The sequence below is a fragment of the Aquabacterium sp. genome (assembly GCF_041909175.1).
In the GTDB taxonomy this organism is placed as follows: Bacteria; Pseudomonadota; Gammaproteobacteria; order Burkholderiales; family Burkholderiaceae_C; genus Aquabacterium.
Genome location: NZ_JAYRDZ010000012.1, coordinates 34,562 through 48,369 on the forward strand (window position 1 = coordinate 34,562; position 13,808 = coordinate 48,369).

Annotated in this window: 14 protein-coding genes; 5 read left to right on the top strand and 9 right to left on the bottom strand. The window is 61.0% G+C overall.

Going from position 1 to position 13,808, the window contains the following annotated elements:
* Window positions 1-11: 11 nt before the first annotated feature.
* From fdxA to ACE3PH_RS14830, 8 genes are all read right to left on the bottom strand, one after another.
* Complete coding sequence (gene fdxA, locus ACE3PH_RS14795; protein ID WP_374320439.1) at window positions 12-335, bottom strand: ferredoxin FdxA; 324 nt, start codon at window positions 333-335, stop codon at window positions 12-14.
* Between the two features lie 44 nt (window positions 336-379).
* Window positions 380-1,228, bottom strand: a complete 849-nt coding sequence (gene cobA, locus ACE3PH_RS14800; protein ID WP_374320441.1) for a uroporphyrinogen-III C-methyltransferase — start codon at window positions 1,226-1,228, stop codon at window positions 380-382.
* Between the two features lie 17 nt (window positions 1,229-1,245).
* On the bottom strand, window positions 1,246-2,571 hold the full coding sequence (locus tag ACE3PH_RS14805) for a sulfate adenylyltransferase subunit 1 (protein ID WP_374320443.1): 1,326 nt from the start codon (window positions 2,569-2,571) through the stop codon (window positions 1,246-1,248).
* Entirely contained in the window at window positions 2,571-3,521 is a 951-nt protein-coding gene (gene cysD, locus ACE3PH_RS14810) for a sulfate adenylyltransferase subunit CysD (RefSeq protein ID WP_374320445.1), read from the bottom strand. The genes ACE3PH_RS14805 and cysD overlap by 1 nt, the downstream gene beginning before the upstream one ends.
* A 42-nt stretch (window positions 3,522-3,563) precedes the next feature.
* The gene (locus tag ACE3PH_RS14815) at window positions 3,564-4,328 is read right to left on the bottom strand and encodes a phosphoadenylyl-sulfate reductase (protein ID WP_374320447.1); all 765 of its coding nucleotides are present in this window, start codon (window positions 4,326-4,328) and stop codon (window positions 3,564-3,566) included.
* Window positions 4,329-4,347: 19 nt separating this feature from the next.
* Complete coding sequence (locus ACE3PH_RS14820) at window positions 4,348-4,857, bottom strand: DUF934 domain-containing protein (RefSeq protein WP_374320449.1); 510 nt, start codon at window positions 4,855-4,857, stop codon at window positions 4,348-4,350.
* A gap of 29 nt (window positions 4,858-4,886) precedes the next feature.
* Window positions 4,887-6,599 carry a nitrite/sulfite reductase gene (locus tag ACE3PH_RS14825; protein WP_374320451.1) on the bottom strand — a complete coding sequence of 571 codons (1,713 nt, stop codon included), beginning with the start codon at window positions 6,597-6,599 and terminating at the stop codon, window positions 4,887-4,889.
* A gap of 92 nt (window positions 6,600-6,691) precedes the next feature.
* Complete coding sequence (locus ACE3PH_RS14830; RefSeq protein WP_374320453.1) at window positions 6,692-7,471, bottom strand: sulfite exporter TauE/SafE family protein; 780 nt, start codon at window positions 7,469-7,471, stop codon at window positions 6,692-6,694.
* Window positions 7,472-7,590: 119 nt separating this feature from the next.
* Here ACE3PH_RS14830 and ACE3PH_RS14835 point away from each other — a divergent pair, with 119 nt between their 5' ends.
* Complete coding sequence (locus ACE3PH_RS14835) at window positions 7,591-8,490, top strand: patatin-like phospholipase family protein (RefSeq protein ID WP_374320454.1); 900 nt, start codon at window positions 7,591-7,593, stop codon at window positions 8,488-8,490.
* Window positions 8,491-8,505: 15 nt separating this feature from the next.
* Here the strand turns inward: ACE3PH_RS14835 and ACE3PH_RS14840 are convergent, their stop codons facing one another.
* A complete protein-coding gene (locus ACE3PH_RS14840) occupies window positions 8,506-9,126 on the bottom strand; it encodes a DUF192 domain-containing protein (protein ID WP_374320456.1) in 621 nt (206 codons plus the stop codon).
* Window positions 9,127-9,137: 11 nt separating this feature from the next.
* Here ACE3PH_RS14840 and ACE3PH_RS14845 point away from each other — a divergent pair, with 11 nt between their 5' ends.
* The 4 genes from ACE3PH_RS14845 to ccoO are packed head-to-tail and all read left to right on the top strand — an operon-like array spanning window position 9,138 to window position 13,801.
* Entirely contained in the window at window positions 9,138-11,483 is a 2,346-nt protein-coding gene (locus ACE3PH_RS14845) for a heavy metal translocating P-type ATPase (protein ID WP_374320458.1), read from the top strand.
* Between the two features lie 25 nt (window positions 11,484-11,508).
* Window positions 11,509-11,682, top strand: coding sequence for a cbb3-type cytochrome oxidase assembly protein CcoS (gene ccoS, locus ACE3PH_RS14850; RefSeq protein WP_374320460.1), 174 nt, complete (start codon window positions 11,509-11,511; stop codon window positions 11,680-11,682).
* Between the two features lie 48 nt (window positions 11,683-11,730).
* On the top strand, window positions 11,731-13,158 hold the full coding sequence (gene ccoN, locus ACE3PH_RS14855; protein WP_374320462.1) for a cytochrome-c oxidase, cbb3-type subunit I: 1,428 nt from the start codon (window positions 11,731-11,733) through the stop codon (window positions 13,156-13,158).
* A 16-nt stretch (window positions 13,159-13,174) separates the two neighbouring features.
* Complete coding sequence (ccoO, locus tag ACE3PH_RS14860; protein ID WP_374320464.1) at window positions 13,175-13,801, top strand: cytochrome-c oxidase, cbb3-type subunit II; 627 nt, start codon at window positions 13,175-13,177, stop codon at window positions 13,799-13,801.
* Window positions 13,802-13,808: the final 7 nt, after the last annotated feature.

The following is a 13,808-nucleotide window of genomic DNA, read 5'->3' on the forward strand; positions in this document are numbered from 1 at the left end:
GGTCTGTCGCATCAGCGAACCAGCAAAGGCAGCTTGCCGGTCTTGTCCTTCCACTCATCGGCATCCGGCAGCGCATCCTTGCGCTTGGTGATGCTGGGCCACACCTTGGCGAGGTCGGCGTTGATACCGATGAATTCCTGTTGGTTGCCAGGCACATCTTCTTCGGGAAGGATGGCGTTGGCCGGGCACTCGGGAATGCAGACAGCGCAGTCGATGCACTCATCCGGGTCAATGACCAGGAAGTTCGGGCCTTCGCGGAAGCAGTCCACCGGGCACACGTCCACACAGTCGGTGTATTTGCACTTGATACAGGCTTCGGTGACGACGTGAGTCATGTCAGGTCTCTTGGAAATCAGGTTGAAGAATATTGACCGCGATTTTACGGGTGCTGTTTCGGCTCGAACCGACCAGTTTCGCCACAAATTGCGACATGGGTCAAAGGTTCATCGGGAATTTCAGTGGCGCCAGCCCCCACGATCACCAGGGTCGGGCGACCCGCGTGAACCACACTGGCATCGTCCAGTGACGCCACGGTATGCAGGGAATGGCGTACATCAGGCCAACCGGCACGCGACACCACACTCACTGTTGTCTCGCCTGGCCAGCCTGCATCCAGCAAGCCTTTCGACAGCGGCGCCAACTGTCGCCCAGCCATGTAGAACACCTCGGTGTCCGCACGTTGCCCGGGGCCCATGCCGCACTGGAGGTCACCGGTTCGCGTCATGGCTGTGGTGAAACTCACGCTGCGCCCGGTGCCCCGGCGGGTCAATGGGCGCTGTGTCGATGCCGCAGCAGCCAGGGCAGATGTGACACCAGGCACGACCTCGGAAGCGATACCCGCCTCGCGCAGGGCATGAAGCTCTTCCTCAAGGCGGCCGAAGATGCTGGGGTCGCCCCCTTTGAGCCGTGCCACGATGGCGTCAGGCCCGTGTTGCCGACCGACGGCCTGGGCGTGCTCAACCAGCAGACGGTTGATGCGCGTCTGTCCGTTGAAGTCGCTGCCCTCTTTGCCAGAAAAGCCGCGCTTGCCCACATCGATCCAGTCGGCAGACGGCGCAAGGTCACGCAGCTCAGGGTCGGCCAGGGCGTCAAACAGGACAACCTTGGCTTGCGCCAGAACGCGTGCGCCGCGCACGGTGATCAGATCGGCCTGCCCCGGGCCCGCACCGATGAACACGATACGAGCCGTCGAGGCAGCAGTCTCAGCGATGTGTTGTGGTTCCGTCATGCCCGAATGATAGGCGTTCAGGCAGCCTTGACGAGCAAGGCCCCACTCGTCCGATTGGTAGTCGGGTCGACCACAATCAGGGCACCACCCACGCGGTTTTTCGCGTAAGGCTCGACCGGCAGCGGTTGCTGGGTCTGGATCTGCACGCGACCGATTTCATTCACAGCCAGTTCATGCGCGTCGGTGTCTTCCAGCGAGTGGATGTCCAGACGGCTGTCGATGGCCGTGATACGGGCTTGCACCCAGCGGTTGCCATGGCGAACCCAGTACTTGCGACCCACGACAGCCGGCTCCGTGTCGAGCCAGGCCAGCGTGCCGCTGAAGGTGGCGGTCGGCGCTGTGCTGCCAGGGGCGAAGATCCAGTCGCCGCGAGAGATGTCGACCTGACGGTCCAGCACGATACCGGCCGATTGACCAGCCTCGCAGCTGTCAACCACTTCGGCCGAGTGACGCACTTCGGCGACGATGGCGGTTTCACCACTCGGGAAGATCTGCACTTCGTCGCCAGCTTTGACGGCGCCTTGGGCAATGCGACCCCAGAAGGTGCGGTACTGATGGCCTGTGCCGGATGCGGCGGCTTCACCTTCACCCACGCTGTCGCGGGTCACGTACTGCACAGGGTGCAGCAGCGGGCCGTTCAGGCTTTCGGTGGTGACCGGCAGTTGCTCCAGCACCTGCAGCAGGGTCGGGCCGTTGTACCAGGTCCAGTTGGCGCTCGGAGTGGTCACGTTGTCACCACGCAGCGCAGACACCGGGATCACGCCCTTCACATTGATGCCGGCTTGCTCGGCAAACCCTTCCAGCGAGGCCTTCACATTGTTGAAAGCAGCCTCGGTGTCTTCTTCAATGGCATCCAGCTTGTTCACGGCAAACACGATGGACGGAACGCGCAGCAGATGAGCCAGCAGACTGTGTCGGCGGGTCTGTGCCAGCAGCGGCACCGGTGTGGCCTTCCAGTCGATCTTGGTGATGTCGACCAGCACCACGGCGGCGTCGGAGCCTGCCGCAGCGGTCACCATATTGCGGGTGTATTGCTCGTGGCCAGGGGCGTCGGCGATGATGAACTTGCGGGTCTTGGTCGCGAAGTAGCGGTAGGCGACGTCAATCGTGATGCCTTGTTCGCGTTCGGCTTCCAGACCATCCGTCAGCAAAGACAGGTCGATCGGTGCGCCAGCTGCACGCTTTTCCAGCGCATCCAGCTGGTCAGCCAGGATGGCGCGGCTGTCGAACAGCAGGCGGCCGATCAGGGTGCTCTTGCCATCGTCCACGCTGCCTGCAGTCAGAAAGCGCAGGGCCTTGTGAGCCAGTTCGTTGCCAGCTTCGTTGTGGTTCAGGGTGCTCATCAGAAATAACCTTCCTTCTTGCGGCGCTCCATGGATGCTTCGGACGTGCGGTCGTCCATGCGGGTGGCGCCACGCTCGCTCACGGTCACGTGCAGGGTTTCGGCGACGATGTCGGCCGCGCTGGTGGCGGTCGACTCAACCGGGCAGGTGCAGGTCATGTCGCCGACAGTGCGGAATCGCACATCGACGGTTTCCACAGTTTCACCAGGCTGTGCCGGGGTGACTTCGGTCAGCGGTACCAGCAGGCCCTTGCGGCGGATCACCTGACGGGGATGCTTGTAATAGATGTTGGGCAGCGGGATGTTTTCGCGGGCGATGTAGAGCCACACGTCCAGCTCGGTCCAGTTCGAAATCGGGAAAGCCCGGAAATGCTCGCCCGGCTTGATGCGGGTGTTGAACAGGTTCCACAGTTCGGGACGCTGCTCCTTGGGCTGCCATTGGCCGAAGCTGTCGCGGTGCGAGAAGATGCGCTCCTTGGCGCGGGCCTTCTCTTCGTCACGGCGGGCACCGCCAATCAGGCAGTCGAAGCGATTGTCTTCAATGGCTTCCAGCAGCGTCACGGTCTGGTGGCCGTTGCGCGACTCGAGCGGGTGAGCCAGACGCACGGTGCCACGCTTGATCGAGTCTTCCATGTGCGCCACGATCAGGCGCTCACCGATTTCCTTGACGCGTTGTTCGCGGAACGCGATCACTTCAGGGAAGTTGTGGCCGGTGTCGACGTGGACGAGCGGGAAGGGCAACTTGCCTTCCAGCTTGCCTTCGGCGTTCTTCATCTTGAAGGCCTTTTCGGCCAAATGCAGCACCACGCACGAATCCTTGCCGCTGGAAAACAGCAGGCCAGGGCGCTCGAAACTGGCAGCCACTTCGCGCAGGATGAAGATCGCTTCCTCTTCCAGCGCATCCAGGTGGCGGTGGTCGACTTCCGCCAGCAGTTGTTTCACTTCACTCATCTTGTTCTCTTTCAATGCACGTGGGGACGTGTCGTTGAGGCATCACTTGTGGACGTGGAGGCCACATTCCTTGGCCTTTTCGTCTTCCCACCACCAGCGACCTGCACGGAAATCTTCGCCAACGGCGATGGCTCGTGTGCAGGGTGCGCAGCCGATGCTGGGCATGAACTGGTCGTGCAGCGGGTTGTACGGCACGTGGTTGACCGCCACGTAATGCCACACATCGCCCCAGGTCCATTCAATCAACGGGTTGAATTTTGCCCGACCTTGGTCGTCTTGCTCGCGTGCCAGCATGCCGCCACGGTTGTTTGACTGTTCGCGGCGCAGGCCGGTGACCCATGCTGCACGGCTGGCCAGCATGCGGCTGAGCGGTTCCAGCTTGCGGATACCGCAGCAGGCCTTGCGCAGGTCGATGCTCTCGTACATGGCTTTGTCACCATGCTTCGAGACGAATTCGATCACGCTTTCCTGTGCCGGGTGGTAGACCTCCACCTTGATGCCTGCATCGGCGTAATGGGTCTCGATGGTGCCGATCAGCGAGGCCGTTTCCGCATGCAGCATGCCGGTTTCGAGCGTGCCGATGGCGATCGGCAACTGGTTGCGGGCGATCAGGTCGGTCAGCACCATGTCTTCCACGCCTAGGCTGGTGGCCTGCACCACCTTGCCGGGGAATTCGATCGCGGCAGCCTTGAGCAACTCGATCGTGGCGTGGACCTTGTCAGCGTAGTCCTTGCTAGGCTGGTTATACAGGCTGATGGCCGACCCCGCTGGGGCGGGCCCACCGAAGAGAGAGGACACTTCACTCATCTTGCGTCTCCTGGCCGATTCAGGCGGCAGCGCGCCCGAAAGCAGGCTTGGTCTCAACCACATCGCCCTGATAGTGGCCGGTGGTCGCAAAGAAGCCCAGCGCACGTTCTGCTGCAGCCCGGTCTTGGTCTGCCCGCAGCGCGGCTGCGTCAAAGCCTGTACGCGCCAGCAAGGGCACCATGTCAACCAGCACCTCACCCGTTGCGCGGATTTCACCGTTGAAACGATAACGGGCGCGCAGAATATGTGCCTGGCTGTAGGCGCGGCCATCCACCCATTTCGGGAAATTCAGCACGACCAGCGAGAGCTTGCATGCATCGTTGGCCAGCACTTCCACGTCGGCATCGTTGGGCAGGATCACGCCCACAGGCTTGTAGTCGGCAGCGTCGCGTGCCGGCCATTGATCTCGCACGGCGTGCCATTGGGCCAGCGTCAGCAGGCTGTTGCTCTTGATCGGTGGGTGCGGCACGGGGCCGTCTTCTCCACCCACCGTGCGCCAGGCGTCTTGTTGAATGTCGATGAATTTCATGATGCTGTTCCTTCCTGTCTGGGCACGGTTCAGGCTGCCGCCTTGGCGGTGGTGCGGCGCACGGCATTGGCGGCCAGCTTGAAGGGCTCCAGGCCCAGGCGCTTGACCGCGTCGACAAACTTTTCACCAGACTCGCGTTGTGCGCGGTAGGTTTCAATCACGGCTTCGATCACATCAGACACCTCGTCTGCCGAGAACGAGGGGCCAATCACCTTGCCAGCCACGCTGGTCGGGGCATGGCTGGAGCCATCCGAGCCGCCGAGGGTGATCTGGTACCACTCGCTGCCGTCCTTGTCGACACCAAGGATGCCGATGTGGCCCGTGTGGTGGTGGCCGCAGGAGTTGATGCAGCCCGAGATGTGCAGATCGATCTCGCCGATGTCGTACAGCTCGTCCAGATCCTGGTAGCGCTCGATCAGCTCATTGGCAATAGGGATTGAGCGGGCGTTGGCCAGGGCGCAGAAGTCGCCGCCGGGGCAGGCGATCATGTCGCTCAGCAGGCCAATGTTGGCCGAAGCCAGTGTGGCGGCCTTGGCTGCTTGCCAGACGGCGTACAGATCTTCCTCGCGCACGAAAGGCAGCAGCGCGTTCTGGTCGTGCGTGACGCGCAACTCACCGAAGCTGAAACGGTCAGCCATGTCGGCAATCGCTTCCATCTGGGTGTCGGTCACGTCGCCGGGCGCCTGGCCAACACGCTTGACCGACAGGTGCACGTTCTTGTAGCCCTGCACCTTGTGGCCCTTGACGTTGCGCTCCAGCCACTTGCCGAATTGCTTGCGATCGGCTTCCGATGCCTCTGCCGGCAGGCCATTGCCAGCAGCAGCATGGGCCTGCACGCCAGCCGGATAGGTAAAGCTGGCGTTGACACGGTCGAATTCGGCCTGCGGAATCAGGTGAGCAGCACCGTCCACGTCGCGCTCGAGAATGGCCTTGAACTCGGCATTCACCTGGTCGAAGAACTTCTGACCTTCAGCCTTGACCAGGATCTTGATCCGGGCCTTGTACATGTTGTCGCGGCGACCGTAGCGGTTGTAGACGCGCACGATGGCTTCCAGATAGACCAGGATCTGCTGCCACGGGACAAAGCGGTTGATGATGGTGCCGGTGATGGGGGTGCGGCCCATGCCACCGCCCACGATCACGGTGAACCCGACTTCGCCGGCTTCGTTGTGCACCAACTGCAGCCCGATGTCGTGCCAATAGATGGCTGCACGGTCTTCCTTGGCGCCGCTGATCGCAATCTTGAATTTGCGAGGCAGGAACGCGAACTCGGGGTGCAGGGTCGACCACTGGCGCAGCACTTCGGCGTAGGGGCGTGCGTCGATCACTTCGTCTTCGGCGACACCCACGGTGGCATCCGAGGTGATGTTGCGGATGCAGTTGCCTGAAGTCTGGATGCCGTGCATGTTGACCTCGGCCAGCAGGTCCATGGCGTCGGCACTCTTGACCAGCGGAATCCAGTTGAACTGGACGTTCTGACGGGTCGTGAAGTGGGCATAGCCGCGGTCAAGCTCGCGGGCGATGCGTGCCAGCTGTCGGAGCTGCTTTGAAGACATTTCGCCATACGGTACGGCCACGCGCAGCATGGGCGCATGACGCTGGATGTACCAGCCGTTTTGCAGGCGCAGGGGGCGGAATTCATCATCGCCCAGCTTGCCGGCCAGGTTCCGCTCAAGTTGGTCACGGAACTGCGCCGCACGGGCGTGAACGAACTGTTTGTCAAATTCGGTGTACTGATACATGGCATCAATCCGGTCAGACCGGTGTCAATGTGTCAAAAAATGGCGGCAGCCTGTTGGTTGGGGGCAGGCCGCCCTCAGCGAGGGTCGGGAAATCAGGCGGTCAGCAAGACCTTCTGGGCGGCAAACAGCAGGCACAGACACAGTGCCATGCGGGTCACAGCCTCCGGCATATGGCGGGTCAGCTTGGCAGCCAGCCAGATGGCAGGGATGGAACCAATCAGCAGCTCCACCAGCAGCATCCAGTTGACGTTGCCGAGCGAGGCGTGTCCTATGCCGGCCACAATGGTCAGTGGCACGGCATGGGCGATGTCGCTGCCAACCAGTCTTTTCATGTCGACGCGGGGGTACAGCAACAGGATCATGGTCGCACCCAGCGCACCTGCGCCGATGGAGCTCAGGGACACCATCACACCCAGAATGGCACCGCACAACACCGTCAGGGTGGGGCGGTTGTCGCGGGTGATCCAGCGCTCCAGCCAGATGCCCACACGGAACCAGACCGGCCGGAAAGCAACCGTCACTGCCGTCAGCAACAGGGCAATGCCCAGTGCGTAGGCGAGCATGCTGTCCTTGCTCTTGCTGATGCCCACCACGTGCATGAACACCATGGTGAGGATCGACATCGGAATGCTGCCCATCAGCAAGCGCGAGGTGATGTGATAGTCCACATGACCTTCACGGTGGTGTGCTACAGAGCCGGACACCTTGGTGAGCCCGGCGAACCAGAGGTCGGTGCCAATGGCGACGGCCTTGTCAAGATGAAACACCGATATCAGCAATGGTGTCATCAATGATCCGCCACCGACGCCAGTCAGGCCCACAATGGAGCCCACACCTGCGCCTGCTGCGATGGCTTGCCAGTCGATGGTCATTGAAATTCTTTGCTTTTCTGAAGACGCTCGTTTTCATAACGAGCAGTTTGAAGGAAGTCGAACTGTAGAAAAGTTCTATATAAATGAGAAGAACATTTTTGAAAGTTGTTAATAACTATTTGGAATATTCTGTTCGCAAAAGTGTCCTGGGCACCTTGGCGCTGGCTTTGTCGGCCTGCTCGGCGATCGGTCCAGCCCCAGCGTCGTCACCCCCTGCTCAGCCCGTGGTCAAGACGCCAGCCAAGCCGCCGCGCATTGCGCTGGCTCTGGGCGGCGGTGCTGCGCGCGGCTTTGCGCACATCGGGGTGCTGCAGGTGCTGGAAGAGCAGGGCATCAAGCCCGATCTTATTGTGGGAACGTCTGCAGGCAGCGTGGTTGCAACTCTTTACGCAGCAGGCAAGTCGCCTTCCGAGTTGGGAAACATGGCCATGACCATGGATGAGTCCTCCATCACGGACTGGGTCTTTCCCGGCCGTTCGGTGATGAAGGGCGAGGCGCTGGCCAAATTCATTCGCAGTCATACAGGTGGGCGCCAGATCGAACAGATGCGCATTCCCCTTGGCATCGTCGCCACGGACCTCAATAACGGGCAGCCCATTTTGTTCAGGCGGGGTGACCCCGGCGTCGCCGTGCGGGCGTCCAGTTCCGTGCCGGCCGTGTTCGAGCCCGTGAAAATCGGTGGGCGGGAGTATGTCGATGGAGGGCTGGTGTCGCCCGTGCCGGTGCGTTATGCCAAGTCCATGGGGGCGGATATCGTCATTGCGGTCGATATCTCTGCCATCCCGGAGGGGCAACCCACCAAAGGTCCCATCGACATCCTGCTCCAGACGTTCAACATCATGGGGCACAGCATCAGTCAATATGAGTTGCAGGAAGCGGATGTCGTGATGCGCCCCAAGCTGGCGGGTGTCGGCAGTGCAGATTTCAGTGCCCGCCGGCTGTCGATTCTGGCTGGGCGTGAAGCGGCCTTGTCCGAATTGGCGGAGCTGAAGGCCAAGATCGCTGCCAAAACCCGCTGAGGCGGGGCGACTCGCTTACCGAGGCGTGCCGAAGGGTGCGCCGGTGAGCTTCATGCCCGGCTTGATGGCGTGCTTCGTGAACCAGCCGGTATTCATTTCCAGCACGTAACGAACGGGCTTGCTGGAGCAGTGTGGTTCGGTCGTTTGAGGCTTCATTTCGTCCAGATTGACGATGGTGCCGTCGTCATCGACGAACGCAACCTGCAGCGGGATGAGGGTGTTTTTCATCCAGAAGCACTGCTTGGACTGCTGCTCGAACACGAAAATCATGCCGTCGTTGTTGCCCATGTTGGTGCGGAACATCAGTCCGATCTGATGCTCCCGTGGGCGGGAGGCGACTTCTGCCTTGATGTTGATGAAGCTGGCACCCAGCGTCACGGTAGGCAGTGGCGGTTGGGCCGCATCCTGGGCGTTGGCGGTGATGCTGGTGCACAGCGTCAGCGCACCTGTGGCGAGCCATGCGGCCCATTTTCTCGACAGACTGGTCATCATTTGCTGGGGTTCTTGAAAGACAATGGCGATCTTTGCCTCGGCATTATTCACAACATTGGTAGTTTGGGTGTGGGGTTGGCCCCGCACATGTTCGAATGAGTATCGTGCCTGAGACCACAACCCAAGACGTTCGACTGCTTCCACCTTTACCTGACTTGACCGCCGCCCAGGTGGCGGGTCTGGACGATCCCGAACTGCTCGCACAGTGTGAGGTCGAAGGGCGTCAGCCGGGAGGTGTGCGGCGAATTGGCCTCGGTCTGTCGGGCATGTACTGTGCCGCATGCGCCATCACCATCGAAGATGCCTTGATGGGTGTGCCGGGGGTGCGAGAGGTGCGTGTGCAAGCGGCCACGCAACGGGCGCGCATCCTGTTCGATCCCCGAAAAGCGACCCTGTCGACCTTGGTCAGGGCTGTTCAGCGGGTGGGATACCGGGCGTGGCCAGATGCCGCTGCACGTGCGGGCAATGAGCGCCTGAAAGACCGCCGCAAGCTGTTGTGGCGGCTCGCTGTTGCCGGTTTTTGCATGATGCAGGTGATGATGATCACCACCATGCAATACGTGGCTGGGCCGGGTGAGATTCCGCCAGACCTGTGGAACCTCATGAACTGGGCCTGCTGGGTCTTGAGTTTGCCGGTGCTGTTCTTTTCGTGCGGGCCTTTCCTTGTGGGCGCCTGGCGAGCGGCGCGTCAAGGGCGTGTGGCCATGGATACCCCCGTCGCCCTGGGCATCGTGGCGATGTTTGTGGTCAGCATGGGGGCCTCATTTGGCGCCACCGATATTTTTGGGCACGACGCCTATTTTGACTCGTTGACGATGTTCGTGACCTTCCTGCTGGGGGGGCGTTGGCTGGAAAGTCGTGCACGAGAGGGCGTGACGCAATCGCTGGAAGCGCTGTGTACGCGCTTGCCCGAGTCGGTCGAGCGGGCTGTCGCGGGTACCGAGGCCGACGCCCTGGCTGCGGCGCAGGTGGAGTCCATCCCTATTTCCAGTCTCCAGCACGGGGATCTGGTCCGCGTGGCAGTTGGTCAGGCGTTTCCGGCTGACGGTCAGATTCTGCTGGGGCGCACCGAGGTGGACGAGGCTTTGCTGACTGGTGAATCTCGGGCCGTGCCGCGCCAGCAGGGTCAGATGGTGGTGGCCGGCAGCGTGAACCTCGGGGCATCGGTCTGGATCGCGGTTGAGCGCCTGGGGCCGGACACGCGATATCAGCAAATTGTGTCGCTGGTTCACCAGGCCTTGACTGAAAAGCCCGGTTGGATGCGTGCTGCCGACCGGTTTGCCGGCCCCTTCCTCTGGACTGTGCTTGCACTGGCAGCGCTTGGCGCGCTCGCGTGGTTGTGGATCGATCCGGCGCGATCGATCTGGGTGGCCGTGTCGGTCCTGGTGGTGACTTGCCCTTGCGCCTTGTCGCTTGCAGCGCCGTCCGCCTTGCTGGCAGCGGCTGGCTCCATGGCGCGCCATGGGGTGCTGGTCCGGCATCTGGACGCGCTGGAGGCTCTGTCCAGTGTGCAGCAGTTCTATTTTGACAAGACCGGTACCCTGACAGAGGGCGAATTGCATCTCATCGGGGTCATTGAAGGTGTCAACAACCTGACCCATTCGGTCGAGCAGGGCGCTCGCGTGCACAGTTGGCATGCTGCAGTGTCTCTGGCCATGCATTCTCAGCATCCCTTGTCGAGATCGCTGGTGCAAGCAGCCCAGCGTCATGCTGAGGATGGACAGGTTCCTGCATTCGCCTGGCATGACGTGCGCGAAGAGGCGGGTAAAGGTGTGGTCGGCATCGACGTTGCCGGCCGGCGCTGGAAGCTGGGGGCTGCCTCCTGGGTATTGGGCGAATCATCCGCTGCTCAGGCAGCGCAACTGCCCAATGCGGCGCTGGCTCGCGTATGGTTTGGGCCGGTTGACGATGAGCAATCCCTGGAAAACGTGCTTGGATTTGTGTTTGATGAGTCGTTGCGGGCGGATGCGGCACCTGCCTTGGCCGGTCTGCATGAACTGGGCGTGCGTTCAGCCATCCTGTCTGGCGACCGACAGGATCGGGTCGATGCCGCCGTGACCTTGCTGGGAGGCGCGTCAGTCGTGGATGTCGCTGCAGCCGAAGCAACGCCGGAAACCAAGTTGCGTGTGATCGCAGAGATGCACAAGCACGGGCACCGTGTGGCAGTTGTCGGTGACGGCATCAACGATGCGCCCGTTCTGGCGAAGGCGGACGTGTCGATTGCGCTGGATCAAGGCTCGGCTCTGGCGCAGTCGCAGGCTGACCTTCTGATCCTCGGTGGGCGACTCAAGGGTATACCCTTGGCTGTTCAGGTGAGTCGACGGGCGTCTGCTGTCGTTCGCCAGAATCTGGTGTGGGCTGCAGCCTACAACCTGATCTGTATCCCGGTGGCCCTGGTCGGGTGGTTGCCACCATGGCTGGCTGGTCTGGGTATGGCCCTGAGTTCCCTCGGCGTGGTGCTGAACGCCTTGCGTCTGTCGAAGGTGTCGCCTGCTAATTGAATATGGAAATCAAGAAAGATTTGCCATGGAAATCCTGTATGTCCTGATTCCGGTGTCTGTTCTGCTGGTGCTCGCCATCCTGGCGGTATTGGGCTGGGCGATATTCGGCGGGCAGTTTGAAGAAATTGATCAGGAGGGGCTTCGAATCTTGCGCGAAGACGACACCGACGGTCAAAATGTTGAGCGGCGTCAAGACTGACCAAGCCTTTGCACAGACAATAGCACCCGTAACAAAGGAGAAAAAGAGATGGCAACCACCAACTCTGCGACGTACAACGACACCGTTGTACGGCAGTTCGCCATAGCCGCCGTGATATACGGCGTCGTTGGCATGCTAGTCGGCGTTCTGATCGCGTCCCAGTTGGCGTGGCCGGAACTCAATTTCGGGATTCCCTGGCTCACTTACGGTCGTCTTCGACCTCTGCACACCAACGCGGTGATCTTCGCCTTTGGCGGTTGTGCTCTGTTTGCCACGTCTTACCACGTGGTTCAGCGTACCTGCCAGACTCGTCTGTTTGCAGGCCCCCTCGCTGCCTTCACCTTCTGGGGTTGGAACCTGGTGATCGTGGCCGCAGTGGTCACGTTGCCGCTGGGTATCACGACCAGCAAGGAATACGCAGAACTGGAATGGCCGATTGACATCCTGATCACGTTGGTCTGGGTGGCTTATGCCATCGTTTTCTTCGGCACCATCGGTACCCGCAAGATCCGCCACATTTATGTGGCCAACTGGTTCTACGGTGCCTTCATCATTGCTGTGGCACTGCTCCACATCGTCAACAGTGCTGAAGTGCCTGTGACCCTGTGGAAGAGCTACTCTGCTTACGCCGGTGTGCAGGACGCCATGGTCCAATGGTGGTACGGTCACAACGCTGTGGGCTTCTTCCTGACGGCAGGCTTCCTGGGCATGATGTATTACTACATCCCCAAGCAAGCTGGCATGCCCGTGTACTCGTATCGCCTGTCGATCGTGCACTTCTGGGCTCTGATCTTCACTTACATGTGGGCGGGTCCTCACCACCTGCACTACACCGCTCTGCCTGACTGGACGCAATCCATCGGCATGGTGTTCTCGCTGATTCTGCTGGCTCCCTCCTGGGGCGGCATGATCAACGGCATCATGACCCTGTCGGGTGCTTGGTACAAGCTGCGTGATGACGCCATCCTGAAGTTCCTGATCGTGGCCTTGTCGTTCTACGGCATGTCTACCTTCGAAGGTCCGATGATGTCCATCAAGACCGTGAACTCGCTGTCTCACTACACCGACTGGACCGTGGGTCACGTGCACTCCGGCGCCCTGGGTTGGGTGGGCATGATCTCGATCGGTTCGCTGTACTACCTGATCCCCCGCCTGTTCGGTCGCACCCAGATGTTCAGCGTGCCGGCAATCTCGGTTCACTTCTGGGCTGCCACCATCGGCATCGTGCTGTACATCGCTTCGATGTGGATTGCCGGTGTGATGCAAGGTCTGATGTGGCGCGCTATCAACCCCGATGGCACCCTGGTGTACACCTTCGTTGAAAGCGTGAAGGCGACCAAGCCCTTCTACATCATCCGTGTGGCCGGTGGTCTGCTGTACCTCGGCGGCATGATCCTGATGCTGTGGAACGTGGTGATGACCATCGTGGCTGGCCGTGCTGCCACGACCCCGGTCCCCGCACCTGCACACGCCTGAGAGTAGGAGAACAAGAATGGCTAACAACCACAAGCCCGCTCTCTTCTCGCACGAGAAGATCGAGACCAGCAACTTCCTGATGATCGTCCTGGTGCTGATCGTCGTGTCCTTCGGCGCCCTGGTCGAAATCGTGCCGCTGTTCTTCCAGCACAGCACGACTGAACCGGTGCCGGGCCTCAAGCCCTACACCGCACTGCAACTGGCTGGCCGTGACATCTATCAGCGTGAGGGTTGCTACAACTGTCACTCGCAGATGATCCGTCCGTTCCGCGCCGAAACCCTGCGCTACGGGCACTACTCTGTGGCAGGTGAGTTCGTGTACGACCACCCCTTCCAATGGGGCTCCAAGCGTACCGGTCCTGATCTGGCCCGTGTCGGTGGCAAGTACTCCGACCAATGGCACATGGACCACCTGAACAACCCTCGTGACGTGGTGCCTGAATCCAACATGCCTGCATACCCATGGCTGAAGGAAAACAAGGTCGATGCCGCTGGTATCGCGCCTCGTATGAAGGCCCTGCGCATGGTGGGCGTGCCTTACACCGATGCCGATATGGCTGGTGCTGCCGATGAAGTCAAGGACAAGACTGAACTGGAAGCCCTGATCGCCTATCTGCAGGTGCTGGGTACCTACGTCAAGTAAGAAACAG

Excerpts from the sequence above, each read along its gene's own strand:
- fdxA (WP_374320439.1), bottom strand. The coding sequence starts at position 335 with ATGACTCACGTCGTCACCGAAGCCTGTATCAAGTGCAAATACACCGAC.
- cobA (WP_374320441.1), bottom strand. The coding sequence starts at position 1,228 with ATGACGGAACCACAACACATCGCTGAGACTGCTGCCTCGACGGCTCGT.
- ACE3PH_RS14805 (WP_374320443.1), bottom strand. The coding sequence starts at position 2,571 with ATGAGCACCCTGAACCACAACGAAGCTGGCAACGAACTGGCTCACAAG.
- cysD (WP_374320445.1), bottom strand. The coding sequence starts at position 3,521 with ATGAGTGAAGTGAAACAACTGCTGGCGGAAGTCGACCACCGCCACCTG.
- ACE3PH_RS14815 (WP_374320447.1), bottom strand. The coding sequence starts at position 4,328 with ATGAGTGAAGTGTCCTCTCTCTTCGGTGGGCCCGCCCCAGCGGGGTCG.
- ACE3PH_RS14820 (WP_374320449.1), bottom strand. The coding sequence starts at position 4,857 with ATGAAATTCATCGACATTCAACAAGACGCCTGGCGCACGGTGGGTGGA.
- ACE3PH_RS14825 (WP_374320451.1), bottom strand. The coding sequence starts at position 6,599 with ATGTATCAGTACACCGAATTTGACAAACAGTTCGTTCACGCCCGTGCG.
- ACE3PH_RS14830 (WP_374320453.1), bottom strand. The coding sequence starts at position 7,471 with ATGACCATCGACTGGCAAGCCATCGCAGCAGGCGCAGGTGTGGGCTCC.
- ccoS (WP_374320460.1), top strand. The coding sequence starts at position 11,509 with ATGGAAATCCTGTATGTCCTGATTCCGGTGTCTGTTCTGCTGGTGCTC.
- ccoN (WP_374320462.1), top strand. The coding sequence starts at position 11,731 with ATGGCAACCACCAACTCTGCGACGTACAACGACACCGTTGTACGGCAG.
- ccoO (WP_374320464.1), top strand. The coding sequence starts at position 13,175 with ATGGCTAACAACCACAAGCCCGCTCTCTTCTCGCACGAGAAGATCGAG.